General features: G+C 41.9%; 18 protein-coding genes and 2 tRNA genes. 3 read left to right on the top strand and 17 right to left on the bottom strand.

The genetic code is table 11. The annotated features are described in order from the left end of the window. Positions 1–231: 231 nt before the first annotated feature. On the bottom strand, positions 232–1,035 hold the full coding sequence (locus ACZ43I_RS00145; RefSeq protein ID WP_344701913.1) for a CBS domain-containing protein: 804 nt from the start codon (positions 1,033–1,035) through the stop codon (positions 232–234). A gap of 566 nt (positions 1,036–1,601) precedes the next feature. Between ACZ43I_RS00145 and ACZ43I_RS00140 the strand changes: the two genes are divergently transcribed. The 3 genes from ACZ43I_RS00140 to ACZ43I_RS00130 are packed head-to-tail and all read left to right on the top strand — an operon-like array spanning position 1,602 to position 7,282. Next, positions 1,602–3,086 (top strand): type I restriction-modification system subunit M, encoded by a 1,485-nt coding sequence (locus ACZ43I_RS00140; RefSeq protein ID WP_344701915.1) that lies wholly within the window; start codon positions 1,602–1,604, stop codon positions 3,084–3,086. After that, complete coding sequence (locus ACZ43I_RS00135; RefSeq protein ID WP_344701916.1) at positions 3,079–4,329, top strand: restriction endonuclease subunit S; 1,251 nt, start codon at positions 3,079–3,081, stop codon at positions 4,327–4,329. The genes ACZ43I_RS00140 and ACZ43I_RS00135 overlap by 8 nt, the downstream gene beginning before the upstream one ends. Positions 4,330–4,345: 16 nt before the next feature. Continuing rightward, entirely contained in the window at positions 4,346–7,282 is a 2,937-nt protein-coding gene (locus tag ACZ43I_RS00130) for a type I restriction endonuclease subunit R (RefSeq protein WP_344701918.1), read from the top strand. Positions 7,283–7,318: 36 nt separating this feature from the next. On the opposite strand, the gene ACZ43I_RS00125 is transcribed toward ACZ43I_RS00130, so the two are convergent. The 16 genes from ACZ43I_RS00125 to serS form a co-directional block, all read right to left on the bottom strand. Further along, on the bottom strand, positions 7,319–8,059 hold the full coding sequence (locus tag ACZ43I_RS00125) for a M48 family metallopeptidase (RefSeq protein ID WP_344701920.1): 741 nt from the start codon (positions 8,057–8,059) through the stop codon (positions 7,319–7,321). Positions 8,060–8,119: 60 nt separating this feature from the next. After that, entirely contained in the window at positions 8,120–8,857 is a 738-nt protein-coding gene (locus tag ACZ43I_RS00120) for a hypothetical protein (RefSeq protein WP_344701922.1), read from the bottom strand. A gap of 98 nt (positions 8,858–8,955) precedes the next feature. Further along, complete coding sequence (gene rlmH, locus ACZ43I_RS00115; RefSeq protein WP_344701924.1) at positions 8,956–9,435, bottom strand: 23S rRNA (pseudouridine(1915)-N(3))-methyltransferase RlmH; 480 nt, start codon at positions 9,433–9,435, stop codon at positions 8,956–8,958. Between the two features lie 309 nt (positions 9,436–9,744). Then, the gene (locus ACZ43I_RS00110) at positions 9,745–10,542 is read right to left on the bottom strand and encodes an MBL fold metallo-hydrolase (RefSeq protein ID WP_425568299.1); all 798 of its coding nucleotides are present in this window, start codon (positions 10,540–10,542) and stop codon (positions 9,745–9,747) included. Further along, complete coding sequence (yycI, locus tag ACZ43I_RS00105) at positions 10,539–11,315, bottom strand: two-component system regulatory protein YycI (protein WP_464761617.1); 777 nt, start codon at positions 11,313–11,315, stop codon at positions 10,539–10,541. The genes ACZ43I_RS00110 and yycI overlap by 4 nt, the downstream gene beginning before the upstream one ends. Further along, positions 11,315–12,628, bottom strand: coding sequence for a YycH family regulatory protein (locus ACZ43I_RS00100; protein WP_344701928.1), 1,314 nt, complete (start codon positions 12,626–12,628; stop codon positions 11,315–11,317). The genes yycI and ACZ43I_RS00100 overlap by 1 nt, the downstream gene beginning before the upstream one ends. Further along, positions 12,621–14,462: a cell wall metabolism sensor histidine kinase WalK gene (gene walK / locus ACZ43I_RS00095; protein WP_344701930.1), complete on the bottom strand. Its 1,842-nt coding sequence runs from the start codon at positions 14,460–14,462 to the stop codon at positions 12,621–12,623. Before walK ends, ACZ43I_RS00100 begins: the two co-directional genes overlap by 8 nt. Positions 14,463–14,477: 15 nt before the next feature. Continuing rightward, on the bottom strand, positions 14,478–15,179 hold the full coding sequence (gene yycF / locus ACZ43I_RS00090; protein WP_344701932.1) for a response regulator YycF: 702 nt from the start codon (positions 15,177–15,179) through the stop codon (positions 14,478–14,480). 133 nt (positions 15,180–15,312) lie between these two features. After that, positions 15,313–15,385: transfer RNA gene (locus ACZ43I_RS00085), tRNA-Asp, on the bottom strand. Positions 15,386–15,410: 25 nt separating this feature from the next. Then, a tRNA-Glu gene (locus ACZ43I_RS00080) sits at positions 15,411–15,482 on the bottom strand. A 106-nt stretch (positions 15,483–15,588) separates the two neighbouring features. Next, positions 15,589–16,875 (bottom strand): adenylosuccinate synthase, encoded by a 1,287-nt coding sequence (locus tag ACZ43I_RS00075; protein ID WP_344701934.1) that lies wholly within the window; start codon positions 16,873–16,875, stop codon positions 15,589–15,591. Positions 16,876–16,988: 113 nt separating this feature from the next. Then, complete coding sequence (gene dnaB, locus ACZ43I_RS00070) at positions 16,989–18,359, bottom strand: replicative DNA helicase (protein ID WP_344702025.1); 1,371 nt, start codon at positions 18,357–18,359, stop codon at positions 16,989–16,991. A 39-nt stretch (positions 18,360–18,398) separates the two neighbouring features. Beyond that, positions 18,399–18,845, bottom strand: a complete 447-nt coding sequence (rplI, locus tag ACZ43I_RS00065; RefSeq protein WP_344701936.1) for a 50S ribosomal protein L9 — start codon at positions 18,843–18,845, stop codon at positions 18,399–18,401. Beyond that, positions 18,842–20,818 (bottom strand): DHH family phosphoesterase, encoded by a 1,977-nt coding sequence (locus tag ACZ43I_RS00060; RefSeq protein WP_344701938.1) that lies wholly within the window; start codon positions 20,816–20,818, stop codon positions 18,842–18,844. Before ACZ43I_RS00060 ends, rplI begins: the two co-directional genes overlap by 4 nt. 5 nt (positions 20,819–20,823) lie before the next feature. Continuing rightward, positions 20,824–21,741, bottom strand: a complete 918-nt coding sequence (locus ACZ43I_RS00055) for a DUF2232 domain-containing protein (protein WP_344701940.1) — start codon at positions 21,739–21,741, stop codon at positions 20,824–20,826. Positions 21,742–21,803: 62 nt separating this feature from the next. Beyond that, positions 21,804–23,081 (bottom strand): serine--tRNA ligase, encoded by a 1,278-nt coding sequence (gene serS / locus ACZ43I_RS00050; protein WP_344701942.1) that lies wholly within the window; start codon positions 23,079–23,081, stop codon positions 21,804–21,806. Between the last annotated feature and the right edge of the window lie 30 nt (positions 23,082–23,111).

Raw genomic sequence — 23,111 nt, 5'->3', positions numbered from 1 at the left:
ACCTATGTGTAAGAAAGAGCGCGGTAATTTCAACGCACTCAATCCAACCCTTCATATGATGCTTTTAATGTTTGATTAAATAGTTGATATAGAATTTTCTTTTCATGATTGTATATTGATAATATCAATTGAAACAAGTCGATGCTAGAATGACATAGGCGTTGACTTTGTATATTTGAAGTACTTATATTATTGATCAATCTATCAAGTAAGAAAGATAACGCAATACAATTAATTATTATTAAGATAATACATAATTTCAGTGATATCAGCAGCAGTGAAAATCCCAATTAGATCTTTTTTTGTTCTAAAAGTTTCACTTCCTGATTTACTGATGAGTACATACTTATTCAAAGCTTCTATATTTACAAAAGCATCTATGACGCGGTAGAGTTCATCTTCAACATACAATATCGTATACGAATCCTTATTCTCTTCAAAACCAGCATCATCTTTTATTAAGTCAGCAACAGTTTCATCCTCAAAAATAATGCCTCCCTCATCATTTTTATTTGCAATAAAATTTGTAATGCCGGTATCTGTGATCATTCCTCTCAGCGTATCTTTATCAAAAACTGGAAACTGCGAGTACTTATACTTTGATATTAATTTTAATACTTTACTTAGGTCTGTTTCGGAGCTAAGAGTAATCGGTTCCCCATATTTTTTATCATTAATATACTTTTTAATTGCAGTCGGTTTAACAAAATAATTATAAACTTTCCGTATGATCTCCATGGTGTGATCAGAGGGATCAGCAATATCATAAAATTCTTTTGTATAGTCATGGACAATTGTATTACGAAAATTATTGATGAGATGTAATTGATCCACATATTGTCCTAACGACGTATTTTTATATCTTTCATTAATCGTGTGTATACACTCTGAAAATGTGATCTCATGATCGGACTCCTTACTTCTGCCTCTTTTACTTTTAAAGAATTCCACTGCTAGCTCATTTTGTAAAAATTTATGTAATTCATTAAATGACAGTAAAAATTCTTCTTGTCTTTTTGTACGTGAAGTACTCATTTTATATATCATCCCCGCAATTAAATTATTAAGTAAATACTTGAGAATAATCGAATCTTAAACGACTGTCTCCTATATTAATACTACTTTATTTACTAGATGTCTATAAATATGTACTTCTATGCAAGGAGAAAAACTCTCATTTCTACTATACCTGATATATTTCACTAAATAAGTAGATAATAGTGGATGTAATATGGAAATTTGACTACGTTATATAATTCCAAAAGGAAGTAGTAAATACATTTTCAAGCGACATTCTATATCATGATTGTATTTCTGATCAATGCAGCAGGTTATAGCATCAATTTTAGTTAGCATCTTTTTCGAATTCTTTAAATTTATCCTCGAGTTCTCTAATGAGGTAGTTGTATTAATTACATCTATAATACCATTTTCATCTTTGTAACCACTTAAACTTATAAGCCTATAGCAATGATAGTTATACGAAATAAATCGTGTCCATCACTTACTTATCTAATATGTTAATCAGTATTCGTATACGAGCCCTGTATATTTTTGGTATATTAAGAGTAACTATACGGTACAGGAAGAGGAGTAGTGACATGACGAAATTAACTTTACCACAGCTAGAATCTCATCTATGGCAATCAGCTAACATTTTAAGAGGCTCAATTGATTCTTCAGATTATAAAAATTACATATTTGGATTACTATTTTTAAAACGTTTAAGTGATGTCTTTGTCGAACACGCGAAAGAAGTAGAGAAAAATGAAGATGACGATTACGCATGGTATGACCGTGATGAACATCAATTTTTTGTTCCGGAACGTGCACGTTGGAATCATATTCAAATTCAAACACACGATATCGGTAATACTATCAACAAAGCATTTGAAGCACTTGAAGAAGAAAATAGCTCTCTTGTTGGAGTGCTTGCGAATATAGACTTTAACGACAAAGAGAAATTACCGGACTCATTATTATTACAATTGATTCAGCATTTCTCTGCCATTGATTTAAGCAATGCGAATTTATCAGAGCCAGATATGTTAGGTCGGGCATATGAGTATTTAATAAAGCAATTTGCCGATGATGCCGGTAAAAAGGGTGGAGAATTCTATACACCATCTAAAGTCGTTAAACTCATCGTTGATTTAATTCAACCTGAAGAAGGGATGCGTGTCTGTGATCCGACAGTGGGTTCAGGCGGAATGTTAATCCAGTCGGTCGACTATATTAAATCCCAAGGAGGCAATCCAAGAAACCTCTCACTCCATGGACAAGAGCGTAACTTAAATACATGGGCCATTTGTAAAATGAACCTGTTGCTACATGGATTAAGTGACCATCGTATTGAACGTGGAGACACAATTCGTGAGCCTAAGTTATTAGGTGACAGTAAAGAGTTACTCTTATATGACCGTGTAATTGCCAATCCGCCATTCTCCTTAAAAAACTGGGGACGTGAAGAGGCAGAATCAGATGAATACGGACGCTTTAGATTTGGTATCCCACCAAAGAACGCAGGTGACTTTGGATTTGTACAGCATATGGTTGCAACGCTTAATCATGAAGGGAAAGCTGGCGTTGTTATGCCGCATGGTGTGTTATTCCGAGGCGCAGCAGAAGGTAGAATTCGTCAAGGTTTATTAGAAGAAGACTTGATCGAAACAATTATTGGATTGCCTGCTAGTCTATTCTATGGTACTGGCATACCAGCATGTATCCTCATTATTAATCGTAATAAAGTTCCGGAACATAAAGGAAAGACATTTATATTAGATGGTTCGAAGGATTACCGTGAGGGGAAAAATCAAAACATACTGCGTGATGAAGATATACAAAAGATCGTAAGAGCTTATGAAGACTGGGAAGATAAAGAAAAATATTGTCGTGTTGTCGATATCGAAGAGATTAAAGAGAACGACTACAACTTAAATATCGCTCGTTACATTGACACAACTGAAGAGGAAGAGGAAGTTGATGTTCAAGCAGTGTTGAATGACTTGAAACAACTTGAAGCTGAACGTGATGAGATCGAAAAAGTGATGTACGGGTACTTGAAGGAGTTGGGATATAGTGGATAAGTTTTTAACAACCCCTCCAGGATGGAAAAAGAAAAAACTAAGTGAGCTAGGGAGAATAGTAACTGGTTCTACACCTAAAACTGAAGAGGAGAAAAATTGGCTAGGGACACTGCCTTTTGTATCTCCAACTGATATAAATAGAACTAAGTACATTTACTCAACCAAAAGATACGTAAATAAGAGTGTTATTAATGATAATAGAATAATACCAAAAGATAGCGTGATGTACACTAGCATAGCTTCAATTGGTAAAATAGCTATTTCAAGTATGGAATGTACGACAAATCAACAAATTAATTCAATACTCCCAAATAAAGGTTATAACCCCAACTTTTTATATTATTCATTATTATATAAATCTGACTATATAAAGACGCTAGCCGGTACAACCGCAGTACCTATAATTAATAAAAGTTTATTTTCAAAAATCGAGCTTATTATTCCTGTATTAAAAGAACAGCAAAAAATTGCAGCCATCCTCTCCTCTGTCGATGAAGCGATTGAAAAAACAGAGCGAATCATTGAGAAAACCAAAATTGTTAAGCGTGGGCTGATGCAAGAATTGCTCACTAAAGGGATTGGGCATACTGAGTTTAAAGATAGTCCAGTTAGTCAAATACCTAAGTCTTGGAATATAGTTAAAATAAAAGATATTTTCAATACTATAGATGGAGATCGTGGTAAAAATTATCCTGGTCAATCCGATTTTAAAGAAAATGGATATTGCCTTTTTTTGAATACAAAAAATGTGACAAGTAATGGCTTTTGTTTTTCTAATATAAAATTTATAAATAAAACTAAAGATGATGAATTAAAGAATGGAAAATTGATTAGAAATGACATTGTAATGACTTCACGAGGAACTTTAGGGAATATTGCATATTATTCAGATGAAATACCTTTTGATAATGTTCGTATTAATTCAGCAATGCTAATTTTAAGATCAAAGAATAATATTATCCATAATTTTTGGATATATTTATTAAAAGGAAAAATCATTTCACAGTACATTGCAAAATATAAAGTTGGGAGTGCACAACCTCACATAACAAAAAAAAGTTTTAATAATTTACTTATACCATTTCCTTCTTTAGAGGAACAAGAAAAAATCGCAGATATCCTAAACAATGTAGATGAAAAAATAAACAAAGAACAGTCTAGGCTAGATTCTTTAAATGCTTTAAAAAAAGGCCTCATGCAACAACTGTTAACAGGGAAAACACGTGTTACTATAGACAATTAAGAGAGGAGGACACTCTATGTCAGAACACTGGAATGAGGATATGCTAGTAGAACAGAGAATGATCGAACACCTTCAATCATTGGGATACTCTTATATTCATGGTCAGGAACTCCAATCAGAACGGACATCTCAATCTGAAGTTATGTTAATGGATCGATTAAGAGATGCCATTATACGACTCAATCCATGGTTGGATGACAATAACTTAAATAAAGTGATTCGTCGCATCACACACTTGGAAGCAACAAGTCTTATGGAAGCCAATCAATCCTTTCATGACATCCTTATTAATAAAATGTCCATCATGCAAGATCTCGGTGGCGGTAGAAAAAATTATACGGTCCAAGTCATCGATTTCGACAACTTGGACAATAATGAGTTTATAGTCACGAATCAGATGAGTTACACGCATGCTAATATCACGAATCGACCCGATTTAATAATCTATATCAATGGCCTACCACTCGTTATTATTGAATGTAAAAGTCCACGTTTACCACCTGACGAACAAATTGGACAAGGGGTTACGCAATTACTGCGCTATCAAAAAGAAAATGAGCCACTCTTTTACTATAATCAATTCTTAGTATCGACAAGTAATGACCGAGCGAAAGTAGGTACCATTGGTGCGAGAGTTCAACATTATTCTACATGGAAAGAGCCTTATCCCTTAACAGTAGACGCAGTTGGAGAAAATGCATCTGCGCAAGATATTCTATCTGTAGGAATTCTTGAAAAATCACGATTATTCGATATTATTCTGAACTTTATCGTCTATGAACCGGAAGATGGCCGTGTCATTAAGAAAATGGCACGCTATCAGCAGTACCGTGCGGTCAATAAAGCGGTCGAACGTATACTCGTAGGCGAACACCCGCAAGCACGTGGGGGGATCGTATGGGCCACACAAGGGTCTGGAAAATCGCTTGCCATGGTATTTTTATCCATGAAGTTACGCCGTGTATCTGCCCTTAAAAACCCAGTGATCGTCGTCGTGACCGATCGCCAAGATTTAGATCGACAAATTACGGCAACATTCCAGCGTTGCGGCTTTCCAAATCCCGCACAAGCAGAAACAGTTGAAGAACTGAAGACATTGCTTAAACAAGGACCTGGATCGACGGTCATGACACTCGTTCAAAAGTTCCAGACACAAGACGGGGTAGAATATCCATTGCTTTCAGAGGATGAAAATATCATTGTACTAGTAGATGAATCCCATCGTTCACAGTACAGTTCACTCGCAATGAATATGCGTATCGGACTATCGAATGCGACCTATATTGGATTCACAGGGACCCCAATTGATAAAGAAGACAAAAGCACAGTAAGAACATTTGGTACATATATCGATAAATATCCGATTGAACAAGCAGTCTTAGACGAAGCGACAGTGCCTATTTACTATGAAGCACGATTAGTCGATTTACATGTACAAGGCGAAACAATTGATACCTTATTCGATCGACACTTCCGGGAATACTCCGATGAAGATAAAGAGCGTATTAAACAAAAATATGTGACAGAAGAAGCCATTACAGCATCACGCAAACGAATCAAAACAGTCGTTTTAGACATCATTGAACATTACGAACGACATATCTTCCCCAATGGTTTCAAAGCACAGATTGTCACTGTTTCACGTGAAGCTGCCGCAATTTATAAAGAATTTCTAGATGAGCTAAGTGACTATGAATCCAAAGTGATTATTTCAAGTGGACATAATGACCCTGAATTTTTACATCGATATACGTTGTCCAAATCAGAAGAAAAAGAAGCCATTAATCGATTTAAACAACCGATGGAAGAGAATTCATTATCCTTTCTAATTGTATGTGACAAACTACTCACGGGATTTGACGCACCGATTGAACAAGTAATGTATTTAGATAAGCCATTGAAAGAGCACAATTTACTTCAGGCAATCGCACGGACAAACCGTAAATATAACAAGAAGACGCATGGACTTATTGTCGATTACTATGGTATATCTCGTTTCTTAGAAGAGGCACTTGGAATTTTCCATGAATCAGATATTAAGGGCGCAATGCATCATGTAGATGAAGAGATCCCACGCTTACAGTCCCGCCATAGACGTGCAATGCAGTTTTTTGATCATATTCCTAAGGATAATCTTGAAGCGAACTTAAAAGTTTTAGAACCATTAGATGTCAGACACTCTTTTGATACGGCGTTTAAGAAGTTTTCAGAAAGTATGGATATGGTCATGCCGAGTCCAAAAGTTAAAAAATATGTCGATGACTTAAAGTGGCTGGGTAAGATACGCCAACTATCACAATCACGATACTATATCGATGATGGTACCATGGATATTTCAGATTGTGGGGGGAAAGTAAGAGAACTGATTGAGGAATATTTATATGCAACGACCCCACAAATCTTGTTCGAACCCATCAATATTTTGAACCCACAATTTGAAGATAAGTTAGATGAATTGAAAGAACCAGAGGCAAAAGCCGCTGAAATGGAACATGCGATCAAGCATGAGATCCGGATCAAAATGGATGAGAATCCAATTATGTATACATCTATTAAAGAGCGGTTGGAAGAACTCATTGAGCTCCGTAAAGAAAGACAATTGACCATTGAGGAACTGTTGGATGAGTATTATAAAATGCGCGAAGACTTGATGAACATGGAAAATGAAAGTGATAATGTCGGATTAAAAGAAGCCAGACATCTTCCATTTTATCAACTGATAGATGCTTTCACGCCTGAAAGCATGGAACAAGAAGGGATAAAAGATTTAACAGAACTCATCACAGAAATTATAGAAACAGAAGCTGTTGTAGATTGGGTCGATAAAGAGGATATTAAGCGAGAAATCCGTAAAAAAATCAAAAGACAACTCCGTGCGAGTGCGGTCCCAAGCAAAGACATCGAAAATGTAACCCGCCAAATCATTGAATTAGGTGAAATACACTACAGATAAATAAAGACATAACGTCCGTTAAATTTGATATGGATGTTATGTCTTTTCTTGTCCCACACAGTACAGTTCCATACCGTGCACGCGTAACCATTCTTTTGATACTTCATAATCAGGAAGAATCGAACGCACAAGCTTCCAAAAAGCGTCACTATGTTCTGGTATACGTAGATGAGCCAGTTCATGAACCACTATATAGTCAATGATCTTGATAGGCGCCATAGCAATACGCCAATTGATATAAATATTACCTTCCGGCGTGCATGTCCCCCAACGCTTATGTTGCGTCTTCATTTGAATCGATTGAGCTCGAACACCTAATATATTTTCATAATAAGCAACACGCTCTTGTATTTTCTTCAACCCATGCTTACGGTACCATTCGATCAAATGTGCTTCTAATCGATCTTGGACTTTTTCTTGCGCCCAGTTTGAAGGAACAACCGCAAAGAACCGACTTTGTCTAAAAGTAAATGATGTCTTGTCTACTGCTTCTCGGTATACTTTCAATCGATATTGTCTTCCTAGATACGTTAGTTTTTCTCCACTCACAAACTCTTTAGGAGAGACATTAGATTGTATCTCATTTAATTCTTGAACCTTTGTATATATCCATTGGGCCTTATTAGATAATGTCTGATGAATCTTATCCTCTGACATTGTTTCGGGTACAAAAGCAACAATCTTATTTATTAAATCTATAACCACTCTAATGTCTTTACGATTTTGTCTATAGAATGAATAATACATTTTTGTATTGCCATAGTTGATGTAAGACATGTTTCCCTCCCGTTAAATCTCTCATGATCCACATTAGGAACTCAGGTCACAGATAATTATTTAATCATCACCTTTTCTCTTATTTAACATCTTAGAATCAAATAAGAATTGTGAATAAATTAAACTGTCAGCAGCTTGCCTCATCCTTTTAGATCGATTATATAAAGATAATAAAAAACAAATGGCAACTGCTACCAGAATAATCGATTTTATTAAATTAACTAAGTCGAAATTAAAATTTTGAAATTGAGTCGATACAAATTCTAGAAATAAAAAAATTATAAGTAAAGCAAATAGAAATGCAATACTTCTTAAGAAATCAGCTAATCCAACAAACATATCATGTTTTGCTTCTTTTCTCTCTACCATTGCATAGCAATAATTTTTTAAACCGAATTTTTCACCTGATATCTTGTTCTCTTTATACTCATTATGAAGTTCCTCTAGTTCTCCTTTAGTCTCAGAACCATATATATAACCTATCGCTTCTATTATCTGTTTTTGCTTTTCTTCTGAATAACTCAAAAATTTATCTTTATTTTTAAAGTATTCAAATGGCAAATGATCAAATGTTAATTTAGAAATGGAGTAAGATATGTGGCCGCTTATAAAAGATCCAATAATTAAAATAGAGATTAGTAAAATACTAGAAAACGTGTTTAACTGAACTAAATAATCGCTTAGTTCAGGATAAAAATATCTATCCAATGTGTATAAAATATAAGCTAATAATATACTACCTGGAAATAAACATGCCACATGACTATAAAAATTAAAAGGTATACTATTAGTTCTCATGAGTCCTCCTGAACGTGGGGCATAAAATTTTCGAAATGCTAACTATCTAAACTATTATATCATTTATCTTATTCTCAAACATTAGTCTAAAAACCGCATCAACGATGATATGCTTCATTCCTGATAATCTTATTAACCCGGAATATCTGCTCAAGTAACATCACTTTCATCATTTGATGCGGGTAGGTGAGGGAACCGAAACTGATTTCCTGGTCGGAACGTTTCTGAACTTCTCTACCGAGGCCGTTGCTGCCGCCTATGATGAATACTACGTCGCTTTTACCGATGTTCATCCACCTTTGGTATTCTTTCGCCAAATTTTCACTGGTATAGGTCTTACCTTTGATTTCCAGCGTGACGACATGCTGGTTTTCTTTGATTTTACTCAGGATCTTTTGCCCTTCTTTGTCTTTTATGATTTCTATATCTTTATCACTTGCATTGTTTGGTTCTTTTTCATCTTGTATCTCAATCAGTTCGAGTTTAGCATAGCCACTTATGCGTTTACTGTATTCCTCGACCGCTTGCCGCCAGTATTTCTCCTTTAACTTCCCTACGGTAATCAGTGTAATCTTCATTTTATGTCTCCTTCCGTATCTTTCAACTACTAGTATACCTGCGGAATTTAACTATCCACATGTGCATATCTATTAGCAAGTTTTAACGTTTTTTAGATAATACACATGCTTATACACAACTTTCCCACATATCCACATGATTTAATTAATTATTATACATAAAAGGGGGTTATAATCATTAAATTTCTATAAATATAAATAAAACAGCCAGTTTTACACAACTGACTGTTTACTTATCCACAATTATTATAAAGTATCCACAATAATCATAGGTTATGCACATCTTTTTTCATAATTGTGTGTATAACTTTATATTTGGTAGATCTTTGTCGGTATTGCTTTATCGGTATTGCTTATCGTTATATCATTATCCGTATCGATGTCATAATGGTTCAATATCTGTTCGACACTCATTTTAGCAAGTTCTTTCATGTTATTATCAAGACTCAGATGACTCAGATATATGCGCTTTGTACGGTCCGTTATAACGTCGTTCATCGCATGCGCTGCATCTTCATTGGAGACGTGTCCGACATCGGAAAGTATGCGTTGCTTGGTCATCCATGGATATCTGCACATCCGGAGCATATCTACGTCGTGGTTGCTTTCAAAGACGAAGCAGTCGCTATCTTTTATAATGCCTTTCATCTGATCCGAGACATAACCTGTATCGGTGATGATTGAAAGTTTTTTGTCATTCTGCATAAATGTATAGAACTGTGGATCGATTGCATCATGGGATACATTGAACGACTGGACGTCCATCCCGAGGAGTTCCTTTTCCTCCAGTGGATTAAAGTGGAACTTCTTATCACTCGCTACCAGAATATCCTTCGATTCGATGCGTTGCCATGTTTTCTCATTCGCATAGACCGGAATGCCATACTTTTTGGAAATGACTTTCAGACCTTTGATATGGTCGCTGTGCTCGTGCGTAATGAGTATCGCATCAACATTCTTAAGGGAGGTGCCCAGTGAATTTAACGCTTCCTCCGTCCGCTTGCATGAAAGTCCCACATCTATGAGCAGGCTGCCTTGTTCTGTTTCGAGATACGTGCTGTTTCCCGTGGAGCCGCTGGCTAACACGCTCATCTTCATTCTGTTCACTCTCTTTCAATAATATCTTCTGTCTCGCTGATGGCATCTACATATACCGTCTTATCGACGCCCTGGTCACTTATGCTGAATCTCCATTTCGGCCTGAGGAGCACTTGATCACCGTCATTTAAGATGATGTAGTATCCAAGGCGGGCATCCTCTATATCCGCTTCTCCAGAGATTCGTTCGTCAGTATAAAGGCTCGCGACGACTTTTTCAGGATCACGGACAGCCACTGGTGAAGTATATTCATTCTCGCTGATGTTTTTCAGATAGCCTTGCTCGTATTCCATGGCCTGTTTGCCTTCACCTCTGTAAAGCAGTCTAGCCGCTTCACTATTGAAGACGGGTAGGTCTTCATAATACTGGTTGAACAGCATATAACCTTCGTCACTCATTACATCATCATACTCGTATTCCGAACCTCTGTAAACTTCTTCGGCTTTGTGGTTTTTCAATTCATCAGGCGTCATATCAGGGGCATTCTCTCCGGCTTCAAAACTGTTTTTCAAAACATACCCTTCATTTGTCGTTTCGACCGTTTCAGCTTCTATCTCCTCAGAATCTGTAAAAGTCGCCCTGACTGCGGACAGTATATTCAACTTGCGCGGCTCGTGCTCAGGCACTTGTGATAGATCTATGTTCGTTTCTTCAAGAATATTGGGTCGGTTTTCTATCTTATGGATATCTTCCTGCTGCTTATTGTAGTACATCATGATGAGGCCGATGTTGATCAGTAGGAAGACCAGGATATAGAGGGATTTCGTCAGCTTCCAATCCATCAGTGGAGGCCTCCTTCGTTGAACCGCATCCATTCGTCATTATACTTTACATACCATTGTGGCGTGAAGTGCAGCAGATTGAGCTCAGTCTGCACATCTGAAAATTGCATATCGTAACCAATCGTGATCTTCGATACTTTCTGAAGATCCAAATCCTCATTCAATGCAATCTGATAACGGACATCTTCCAATCTTGCGAGAGACTTCATTTCATCATTCGGTACTTCTGCACTGATATTGAGTAGGGGACGTTGATATTCAAAAAGCGCATTATTACCGTATTTGGTCGTAACGACACTTGATATTTCATCACTGAACACTGCATATCCATTTAAGGTATAACGATAGGTCGACTCATTACCATCCGCTTCATAATCGAAAAGCATATGTTCATTTTCAAGACCACCATGCGAGTTAAGGAAATCGAAGCTTCTTTGGATGGTCTGATGCGAGTTACGATTCGATGACAGCGACTCATCGAGGTTTGTATAGACGAAGTTATAGGTGTTGGGGTTATATGTCGATAAGTTATGGGTCCCTTCATAGACATACACATCATCGTTTTTATTAACTTCGATTTCATCTCCCATGAAGAGGATATCGTTCATCGTATCGATGCCGATCTGTGTCATCAGAAAATGCTCAATGGATACAGCACCCGGAGCTTCCGGCCCATAGATGGCAGTCTTATTGTTCGAGGTTTTCTGATTAGTGATGATGCCAACGTAATCTTCAAAGGAATCTTCATATTCCTCCACGATCGACAACAGGTAGCTGCTGTCGATGTCCGTCTCGGCGACGGCTACTTGTTCCAATGCTTCATTCAACATATAGAAAGTGACTTTTGGAGAAGCAATGTCTACTATAATCCGATCAAAACTGTAGTCGGGTAGGGCACCTTCGTAGGAGAACCCAAGCACTTGGAACAGTGATTTGGACGGCATCTCGGATGGGTAGTCCACAATCAGGAATTCTTCACCCCCGTCTTCCTTAACATCGGGTGTCAGACGGTTCATATTATTGTATATATCAATGTTCTCAATTTCTGTATCTTTCAGGAATTCCCGTACACCGACTACCGCATCCTCCTTGATTGTTCCCTTCACTGAATTGCCGTCTACCCATATCAATTGATAGGCACGCATGACACTGCCGAATTCGAGTGATTCTCCTTGGCCGATGTTGGAAGTCGACTCGATCGATGTATCGACTTGCGAAAATTCCGGCTGATAGCTCCATACCATATATGTCAGGATGGCACTGCTGATGACGAGAAGAAAGAGAATTGTAGATTTGAGTCTTTCCCTATTCATCCCAATCCGCCTCCTCCAGCGTTTCACACGGCAGGTTGATGAAAATTGTTGTACCATGATTCTCCACGCTGTTTGCCCATATTCTACCGTCATGCGCTTCGACGATTTCTTTTGATATGGCCAACCCAAGTCCCGTTCCGCCCATTTTACGTGCACGGCCTTTGTCGACCCGGTAAAACCTTTCGAATATGCGATCTACCTTGCTTGCGGGTATACCCAGTCCGTTATCCTTTATCCGCACGGTCAGACGATTGTATAGACGGTTCTGTTTCACATGAAACTCGACCTTCTTGTTTTCCTTGCTCGAATACTTGATGGCATTCGATATGACGTTATCGAGTACCTGGCCCATCTTATCCACCGCAATCTCTGTAAAGACAGCGGTATCCGGGATGTCGCGCACGAATTCGACTTCATCCTTATGGGTCATTTCGAAGCGGTCGATGATACGGTTTAGGAACAGATTGAAATCTACAATTTCCTTGGACAGTTCTTCCGCTTCATTATCCATTCTGGAAAGCTGCAGCAGATCTTCAACCAGACGGATCATACGGTCTGTCTCTTCACGGGTCACACCAAGGAATTTGGGGGCGAGCGTTTCATTTTGCCAAGCGCCGTCCTGCAGGGCTTCTATATAGCTCCGCATGGATGTAAGTGGCGTCCTGAGCTCGTGAGAGACATTGGCTACAAATTCACGCCGCTCAGTATCCACACGCTCCTGCTCCGTAACGTCATGGAGCACAGCGATGTAACCGTTGATGAAACCCGTATCCTTGACAATGGTCGAGAAATTTACACGGATGGTCGTCTCTTCATCATCATGATTGAAGAAGAGGAGCTGACTCTCATCCATCTCCTGGATTTCTTCGAGCATCATTTCATCGTCCAGTTTCAATACGGCAAGCATATCTTCTCCGCGCGTATTTTCTGCTGTCGCCCCAATCATATCGAGCGCCATCTCATTGACGACGCGTATGCGGCCCCGCCGGTCCGTAGCGATGATGCCGTCGGACATATGGGTGATGACAGAGTCCAGACGCTTCTTCTCACTCTCTGTATTGGCCTGGGCTTCTTGAACGCGTTTAGACAGCATGTTGAATGAGCCTGCCAATTCACCAATTTCATCACTGCTGTATATCTTCACACGCGACGTATAGTCCCCTTCCGACATGAGGAGCGCCTGGTTGCGCATATCCGTAATCGGGCGGGTGATCGTGCGCGAGATGAAGATGCCAAGGATGCTCGTGATGATGAGTGAAATCATTGTGGCGATGATGAATGTATTGTTGATGGCCTGCAGCTGTTTATATACTTCTTCTATATTGGAAGAGGTATATATCGCCCCGAGTATCTGGCCTTCCTGGATGACTGGCTGATTCAACAGCCACACGCGCTGGTTGTCCTGATCCACGTTCACATAGATTTCCTCGTTGCGTGTACCGGTGGAAATGGATTCCTCAGTCAGGGGCGCATCAATCCTTGTACCGACACTCAGTTCATTTGAAATCCGGCTTGTTGCGATAAGGACATTATCCGAATTGACATATCTGATTTCTTCTATTTCTGAGCGGTTGCCGTAATCGGCAAGCAAGGTCTGGACCTCTTCCTGGAACTGGGCACTGTCATCCCCATATTCCCTATGCAGCTCGTTGATCCTCGTGTCAATGAGGCTCACTTGCGTCTCGATATTTTCCTGGAAATTGCCGATCAGTTCCTTCTCAAGCGTATTGGTGAAGTACAGTCCGATGATCTGCATGCCGATGATAATCAAAAGCACATAGATGATGACAAGTTTGATATGGAGGGACTGCAGATTTTTGAAAAACTGCTTCATTAAGCGTTAACTCCTTTATTCATCACCTTGGATATAGTAACCGACACCGCGTCGTGTCATGAGATACTCGGGGTGTGACGGATCATCCTCCACTTTTTCCCTGAGTCGCCTGACGGTCACGTCGACTGTACGTACATCTCCAAAATAATCATAACCCCATACCGTCTCAAGCAAGTGCTCCCGTGTCATGACTTGGGACAGATGCTGGGCAAGATAATTAAACAGTTCGAATTCCCTGTGGGTCAAGTCGATATCTTTATCGTATTTCTTTATTGCGAAGGCTTCCGGTATGACTGTAATGTCCCTGATCTGGATGTTATTGGATTCCGGTTCCTTTTCTTTTGATGCCGTTTCGACGTTACGCCTCAAGTTCGCCTTCACCCGGGCGATGAGTTCACGGGTAGAGAAGGGTTTCGTCACATAATCATCCGCACCGAGTTCCAATCCGAGCACTTTATCGATTTCGGAATCTTTTGCGGTCAACATGATGATCGGCATATCGTGCTTCTTGCGCACTTCCCTGCACACTTCCATGCCATCCATGCCTGGGAGCATGATGTCCAAAAGTACTATATCCGGCACCACGTCCAAAATCAATTCCAAAGCATCGTTGCCATCATAGGCACAATGCACTTCATATCCTTCTTTTTCAAGGTTGAATTCCAGAATATCCGCAATCGGTCTTTCGTCATCTACTACAACAATCTTCTTGGGCATTTCTTTCCCTCGCTTTCATTACAAGGTTTATAAACACACTCGTATCCAAACTAAATGTATCACTTTTTCGAACGCATTTCCATCAACCATAGCAAAAAAGCCATCAGCAAGAAGCGCTGACAGCTCAGATGGACGGTCCCGACGGGAATCGAACCCGCGATCTCCTGCGTGACAGGCAGGCATGTTAACCGCTACACCACGGGACCAAGACTATGTGAAATATAATATAAGTGACCCGTACGGGACTCGAACCCGTGTTACCGCCGTGAAAGGGCGGTGTCTTAACCGCTTGACCAACGGGCCATATGTTTTAACACAAACATTATTATACCATGAGGCAAATTTACTTTTCAACTCAAATTTTCATATTTTCAAAAGAATATCCCGCGGTCATGCCGCGGGATTAGTCCTACTGCCAGAAATTCTTGAGGAGGTTAGTCTGGTTGCGGTCTGGTCCTACAGAGAAGATTGAGATATTCACTCCTGTAAGGCGTGAAATCTCCTCCAGATAGTGTCTGGCGTTATCCGGCAGATCTTCCAGGCGTTTGATGCCTGTAATGTCTTCTTTCCATCCTGGCAGTGTTTTGAAGATTGGTTTTGCATGTTCCAATTCCTTCAGTGTAGCCGGATACTCAGTCATTTCCACTCCGTCTATTTCGTAGGCTGTACATATCTTGACTGATTCCAGGCCACTCAGCACATCTATGGAATTGAGCGACAGGTCGGTGATGCCACTGACACGACGTGCATGGCGGACAACGACGCTGTCGAACCATCCGACACGTCTCGGGCGACCTGTGGTAGTGCCGTATTCCCGTCCTATTTCGCGGATATGCTCTGCATTGTTATCAAATAGTTCGGTAGGGAAGGGGCCGTCTCCAACGCGTGAAGTATAGGCTTTACACACGCCTACTATGTTCTTCAGTGAAGTCGGGCCGACACCACAGCCAACTGTTACATTACCTGCAACGGGATTGCTTGAAGTGACGAAGGGATACGTGCCGTGATCGATATCGAGCATGACACCTTGCGCACCTTCAAATAAGACGTTTTGACCATTCTGGAATGCATCATCGAGAATTTTGGCTGTATCTGTGACGTAAGGCGCGAGACGTTCTGCCGCTTTACGGTAGGGTTCGAATATTTCATCGAATGTATAGCCTTCACGTCCATAGAGTGCTGTGAACATATGGTTCTTAATCTCGAGGTTCTCTTTCAACCTTCTGCTGAAAGTTTCTTCATCTATCAGATCGGCCATACGTATGCCGATGCGCTGCGCCTTATCTACATAACACGGACCAATACCCCTTTTAGTGGTGCCGATCTTATTCGCTCCACGTGCTTCTTCTTCAAGCTCATCTTGAAGAAGGTGATAGGGCAGGATGACTTGGGCACGGTTTGAAATCCTGAGGTTGTCCACTGAAATGCCGCGTTCTATCAGGCCATCAAGCTCCTTGATTATGGAAAGGGGATCGATGACGACACCATTGCCGATTAATGAGATTTTGTCTTTATAGAATATTCCGGAAGGCACAAGGTGGAGCTTATACGTTTCGCCACCGAATTGAATCGTGTGGCCTGCGTTATTTCCTCCGGAGAAACGTGCGATGATATGCGCGTCTTCAGATAGGAAATCTGTAATTTTACCTTTTCCTTCGTCGCCCCATTGGGTTCCGACTACTACTGTTCCAGACATAAGTTTGCCTCCAATTTATCATTGAAATACCGTACTTATTCTAACAATAAGCTGAGCATAATGCAATTAAAAATACGAACGTTTTTATAGGGACCCTATAAAAACATTCGTAATTAGTTCGGCGGGATATACCCGTCATCATAACCTCTATTGTCCTGGTCAAAGAAACTGCTGTAGGATTTATTGAAGATCAGCTTGACGGTACCTGTTGGTCCGTTACGGTGCTTGGCCAGGATGATTTCAATTTCGTCCTGTTCCTTCTGCGCACCTTCAGCCTCCTCTTCACCATCGCCCCGCGTATAGTAATCTTCTCTGTATAGGAAGGCGACGATGTCGGCATCCTGCTCAATTGAACCGGATTCACGCAAGTCACTCATCATCGGCCGCTTGTCCTGCCGCGTCTCCACACTACGGGAGAGCTGGCTCAGTGCTATGACCGGACATTCCATTTCGCGTGCCAATGCCTTCAGCATACGTGAAATCTCCGATACTTCCTGCTGACGGTTGTCGCTGCGCTTACTGCTCGACCCCTGGATCAGCTGGAGGTAATCGATGATCACCATATCCAGACCATGCTCCTGCTTCAGGCGCATGCATTTCGAGCGGATATCGTTGACACGGATCCCCGGTGAATCATCTATGAAGATTTTCGATTCCGCCAGACTGCTTATCGCAGTCGTGAAATTATCCCAGTCATCATGTCCGAGATTCCCTTGACGCAGCTTTGTCGCATCAATCATGCCCTGGCTTGAGATCATCCGTGAAACAAGCTGATCGGCTCCCATTTCGAGCGAAAATATCGCCACAGTATGGTTCTCGGCTGAAGTGCCGGCATGGCCTGCGATATTCAAGGCGAAGGCCGTCTTACCCATGGAAGGGCGGGCGGCGAGGATGATCAGATCATTGCGGTTGAATCCCGATGTCATGAAGTCAAGGTCCCGGTAGCCGGTCGGGATACCGGTTGTAGTGTCCGTCTGGCCGGCCCTGGCTTCAACTTGTTCGTAGACTTCGTGGACGACGGACTTCATGGACTTGAAGCCTTCATTCCGCCGGCTTTCAGATATCGACATGATCCTTGACTCGGCTTCAGTCAGTAGATCTTCTATTTCTGCATCCTCCGAAAACCCTTCATTGGCGATTTCTTCAGCTGTCTGGATCAATTTTCTTTTAAGGGCATATTTCGCAACGATATCAACATAGAACGCCGCATTGCGGCTTGTTGGCACAACATTGGATAATTCCGCAAGATAGCGCGGTCCACCGACGGAATTGAGTACTTCCATACTTTTCAATTGATCGATCAGGGTGACGACATCGATATTCTGATGGTTTTCACTCAATATGCCCATAGCCTGATAAATATGCCGGTGTTCCGAACGGTAAAAATCTTCAGGATCCAGTGTCTCCGCAGTAGAAATGAAGATTTCCGGATTGATCAATATCGCACCGAGGACAGATTGTTCCGCCTCCATGTTATGGGGCATCTGCTGATGTATATCCAATATCAATGCCTCCCCGGCTGATTATTCTTCGACGACATGCACTTTGATTTCAGCAGAGACTTCCTGGTGGAGTTTTACATTCATCTTGTGGTAGCCAAGACTCTTCAATGGCTGTGACATATCGAGTTTCCTTTTATCCAATTTTATGCCGTGCTGCTTCTCATAGGCTTCCTTCACCTGTTTTGAACTGATTGAACCGAACAGGCGGCCGTCTTCGCCGGCCTTCGTCTTGACTTCGACTTCTTTTTCTTCCAGTTCTTCCTTCAGTGCTTTCGCATCTTCCAATTCCTGCTTGGCTTTTTCGGCTTTGGCTTCTTTTTCTGCTTCTAGTTTTGCCAAGTTGCCAGGTGTGGCTTCTTCAGCCAATCCTTTTTTAAGAAGGTAGTTTTGGGCATAGCCTGTCGCCACTTCCTTCACTTCACCTTTTTTACCTTTATTTTTTACATCGCTCAGAAAGATCACTTTCATTCTTCTTCACTCCCGTTATAAAGTATATCGTCTATTGTTTCTATCAGTTCTTCGTAAAGTTCATCCATCGTTTTATCTGTGACGCGTGTTGCGGCGTTGGACAAGTGTCCACCTCCGCCCAAGGCCTCCATGACCAGCTGGACGTTGACTTCCCCGAACGAGCGCGCAGATATGCCAATCGACTCATCTTCCCTTATCGCCATGACGAATGAAGCCTGGACGCCTTCGATCTGCAGAAGCTGATCGGCAGCCTGGGCGACTGTGACAGGGTGATAGGTCATTGACGGATCGGCTTTGACTATGGCGATGCCATTGTCCCTGATTTCAGCGGACTTGATGAGGTCGCTCCGCGCAATATAGGTGTCTATATCATCCTTCAGGAAGGTCTGCGCCAATACCGGGTCTGCGCCTTGGCTCCTCAGGAAGCTTGCCGCATCGAATGTCCGAGAACCGGTACGCAGCGTATAGTTCCTTGTATCTACAATGATGCCGGTCAGCATGACCGTCGCTTCCAGACGAGACAGCTTCTGTTCCTTATTCTGGTACTCCAGCATCTCCGCCACCAGTTCACTCGCACTCGATGCATAAGGTTCCATATACACAAGGAGCGGATTTGAGATGAAATCATCGGAACGCCGGTGGTGGTCGATGATTACTTTCCGTGTGGCCTTGTTGAGGAGAACCTCATCGAGCACCATGCTTGGACGGTGGGTATCGACGACGACGACCGTCGTCTTCGAATTCATCTTTTCCCATGCCTCTTCAGAGGTCACGAATATTTCCATCAGATCTTCGCGCTTCTCGAGTTCATTCATCATCCTCTGAAGCGTTTCGTCGATATCTTCATCATTGAGCACGATATTCGCTTCTATGCCATTCATGGAAGCCAATTTGGCTACGCCGATTGCGGAGCCGAGCGAATCCATGTCCGGGTGCTTATGCCCCATGATGAGCACGTTGTCACCTTCGAGGAGAAGGTCACGCAAGGCATGCGATATGACGCGCGCCTTGACCCGTGTCCGCTTCTCCATCGGATCCGTCTTGCCGCCGTAGAACCTGGCGTTGCCGTTCATCGTCTTGATGGCGACCTGGTCCCCACCACGCCCCAATGCGAGGTCGAGGCTGGACTGGGCGAGTTCGCCGACTTCGATATAATCATCGGAACCTTCACCGATGCCGATGCTCAATGTGATCTGTGCACCCAGTTCCTGCGTACGGTCACGCACTTCATCCAATAGGTTGAAGCGCGTATCTTCCATTTCGTTCAGACTTTTTGAATTCAGCAGCACGATGAAACGATCCTGTGAAAATCGTCTGATGTAGATATGGTGATGATTGGCCCAATCGTTGATTATGTTCGTGATGTTGTTGTTCAATTCACTCTTTAGGGCCTCACTCATGTTCTGGGTGACCTCATCGTAGTTGTCGAGGAAAAGTATACCGATAACAGGCTGCTTCTCCTCAAGCTCCATCTCCTTACGACGCTGATTGGTGATGTCGATCAGATGGAGGGCCTGAAACTTTTCGTCCCAATAGATCTTGTAGTGCTTGTCATTGTAGGTCGATTCCGTCGTCTGTATATTATTTGCCTTCAATGTGGTCATGACGTTCGGAAATAGGCGGTTGATCGGTACATTCAAGTTCTCTTTCGAGATTTCCTTGTACATGTAGTCATTCATCCACTCGATTTCATCTTCATCATTCAGTATGATCAGCCCCATCGGCAATTCATCGATCGCATACTGCTTGCTGCCTGCGATATCCACCACCATCTGTCGGAAGCGGGTTTCGTTGAGGATGACCGATCGGTAGAGGTACAGGCTGAGAAGTGTCAGGAGAATGGCGCTTACGATCAGAAAGAGCAGACCGGTCCTGAAATGGTTGGTCAGGACAAATATATTCATGACCAGTATATGGAACGCTGCTATGGCGAATGGTATGAATACCATTCTCTTGTCCAGCACATTATACATTCTCATCACTTCCTTTTTGTCAGTAATAGTTTCCTGAACCTGAAGATCATTTCAAATATGCCGATAAGCAGCGTAATTGGCCTGAGTAGGGCAAACGGCACCAGCAGTGCAATCGATAGAGCCTTGTTAAGCTTCTTTTCCATGAAAAAGAAATAGAGGAAGCTTAGGCCATGGAGAAACAGGGCCCATTCCATGACAACCATTATATTTCCAATGGTCGACTGAGCTGCACCTTCAGTTGTAAAGAATGATACTATAAACAGAATCAAAAATAAATGCAGCACGAACCTTGGGAATATCCATTCCTTGAAGGAACGGTATTTCCACAGCTTCACATCTGTTGAAGCAAAGAGGACCCGTTGCATCAGAACCGTGTAGAGCGCAATCAGAAACGACAGTACGGTGATATGCGCCGGCAGGTTGATGAACAGCTGGTCCATCGTACTTTGGATGAGGCCGCTATCAAGCGTAGATGACGCGATGGAACCATACATCTCAACTTGTTCAATATACCAGTTGCGGATATTCAGGTAGGTTTCTGACAGCGGCTGGATATACCCAAGCCCCTGAAGCAAGTTCAATCCCCCGATCGTACTGATCATAAGCGCAGCCGTCAAATAGAAGAGTGTGAGTTCCTGCGAGTCTTCATTTTTCAAAGTCCTATGAAGGACTGTTGCCACTATATATAATACCACAAACCACAGCCAAGAATCTGGCGAAAGCAGTAGGATGGCAGGTATCAGGAAACTGATGAAAGTCAGCCAAAAGTGGTAATTGGACTGATGTTTCAACCTGACTAGGAAAAAAGCTGCGAATGGCAGCAGGACTGCTCCAAAAAGCAGGCTGATGTCTGTGAGGGTGATGAACACAAAGACAGTGAACAGCACCAGCATAAGTTGAAGCATCGATACTTGTCTATTCAAATTTCTGCGCCTCCAAAAATAAAATAAAGCCCCTAAACGAATAGGAGCATCCATTAGTACTATTATAACGCTTCAAGTTTCTCCTGACCATTCATATACGGTCTGAGTATTTCTGGGATCGTGACCGAACCATCTTCATTCTGATAATTTTCCAACAGTGCAGCCATCGTCCGTCCGACCGCTAGTCCACTGCCATTCAATGTGTGTAGGAACTCGGCTTTCGCCCCTTTTTCGCGCTTAAACTTGATGTTGCCACGGCGCGCCTGGAAATCGGCCATGTTGGAGACTGAACTGATTTCTTTGTAGTCCTCATAACTCGGCAGCCATACCTCGACATCGTAGGTTTTCGAAGAACCGAATCCGATGTCTCCTGTACAGAGCAGCACAGTGCGGTGCGGAATCTCCAACAGATTCAATATATTCTCTGCATGCTCGGTCATTTCTTCAAGTGCATTCCAGGAATCTTCAGGGCGTTCTATGCGCACCATTTCAACCTTATTGAACTGATGCAGACGGATGAGACCGCGGGTGTCCCTCCCGGCAGATCCTGCTTCACTTCTGAAACAAGCTGTCTGGGCAGTGAATTTAGTAGGCAATTGTCCCTCAGACAACGTTTCATCCTTGTAGAAATTCGTCAAAGTGACTTCTGAAGTCGGGATTGTATACATTTCCATGTCTTCTATCTTGAACAGGTCATCCCCGAATTTTGGCAGCTGGCCTGTAGCGTACATGGCTTCTGCACGCACGATCTGCGGCGTCATCATTTCCCGGTAGCCATTTTTATTATGCACATCCAGCATGAAATTCATCAACGCACGTTCCAGCCTTGCACCGTCTCCCGTATGGTAGACGAAGCGCGCCCCGGAAACCTTTGCGGCACGCTCGAAGTCCGCCAGTTCCAGGTCAGTCAGCAGATCCCAGTGCGCTTTTGGTTCAAAATCAAATTTACGGGGCGCGCCCGTCTTGCGGATTTCCACGTTTTCCGTGTCATCCTGCCCTTCAGGCACATCATCGTGGATGAGGTTCGGCACTCGGCTCATCTTATCATTGAAGCTTGCTTTGACGGCCTTAAGCTGCTCATCGATGTCTTTGATCTCCTCACCGACATCGCGCATGGCTTGGATGGCATCATCTGCGTTTTCTTTGTTCCGCTTCTTCAGCGCAATTTCTTCAGATGCTTTATTGCGCTTGCCCTTCAACTCTTCGGTCTTCTGGATAAGTGTCCTGCGGGAGTCATCCAACTCCAATATCTCATCTATGATTGCAGGATCTTCGCCACGCTTCCTTGTCTTTTCCTTCACACGTTCCGTTTCATTACGGATTAATTTGATATCAAGCATAAGTTTGACCTCCATCTATTTTGAAATAAA

The sequence above is a fragment of the Salinicoccus jeotgali genome (assembly GCF_055379195.1).
This window is presented reverse-complemented; position numbering and strand designations above follow the sequence as displayed.

What these genes read in the sequence shown, in the direction of transcription:
- ACZ43I_RS00145 (WP_344701913.1), bottom strand. Translation starts at nt 1,035, where the DNA reads ATGAGTACTTCACGTACAAAAAGACAAGAAGAATTTTTACTGTCATTT.
- ACZ43I_RS00140 (WP_344701915.1), top strand. Translation starts at nt 1,602, where the DNA reads ATGACGAAATTAACTTTACCACAGCTAGAATCTCATCTATGGCAATCA.
- ACZ43I_RS00130 (WP_344701918.1), top strand. Translation starts at nt 4,346, where the DNA reads ATGTCAGAACACTGGAATGAGGATATGCTAGTAGAACAGAGAATGATC.
- ACZ43I_RS00125 (WP_344701920.1), bottom strand. Translation starts at nt 8,059, where the DNA reads ATGTCTTACATCAACTATGGCAATACAAAAATGTATTATTCATTCTAT.
- ACZ43I_RS00120 (WP_344701922.1), bottom strand. Translation starts at nt 8,857, where the DNA reads ATGAGAACTAATAGTATACCTTTTAATTTTTATAGTCATGTGGCATGT.
- rlmH (WP_344701924.1), bottom strand. Translation starts at nt 9,435, where the DNA reads ATGAAGATTACACTGATTACCGTAGGGAAGTTAAAGGAGAAATACTGG.
- yycI (WP_464761617.1), bottom strand. Translation starts at nt 11,315, where the DNA reads ATGGATTGGAAGCTGACGAAATCCCTCTATATCCTGGTCTTCCTACTG.
- ACZ43I_RS00100 (WP_344701928.1), bottom strand. Translation starts at nt 12,628, where the DNA reads ATGAATAGGGAAAGACTCAAATCTACAATTCTCTTTCTTCTCGTCATC.
- walK (WP_344701930.1), bottom strand. Translation starts at nt 14,462, where the DNA reads ATGAAGCAGTTTTTCAAAAATCTGCAGTCCCTCCATATCAAACTTGTC.
- yycF (WP_344701932.1), bottom strand. Translation starts at nt 15,179, where the DNA reads ATGCCCAAGAAGATTGTTGTAGTAGATGACGAAAGACCGATTGCGGAT.
- ACZ43I_RS00075 (WP_344701934.1), bottom strand. Translation starts at nt 16,875, where the DNA reads ATGTCTGGAACAGTAGTAGTCGGAACCCAATGGGGCGACGAAGGAAAA.
- dnaB (WP_344702025.1), bottom strand. Translation starts at nt 18,359, where the DNA reads ATGCCCCATAACATGGAGGCGGAACAATCTGTCCTCGGTGCGATATTG.
- rplI (WP_344701936.1), bottom strand. Translation starts at nt 18,845, where the DNA reads ATGAAAGTGATCTTTCTGAGCGATGTAAAAAATAAAGGTAAAAAAGGT.
- ACZ43I_RS00060 (WP_344701938.1), bottom strand. Translation starts at nt 20,818, where the DNA reads ATGTATAATGTGCTGGACAAGAGAATGGTATTCATACCATTCGCCATA.
- serS (WP_344701942.1), bottom strand. Translation starts at nt 23,081, where the DNA reads ATGCTTGATATCAAATTAATCCGTAATGAAACGGAACGTGTGAAGGAA.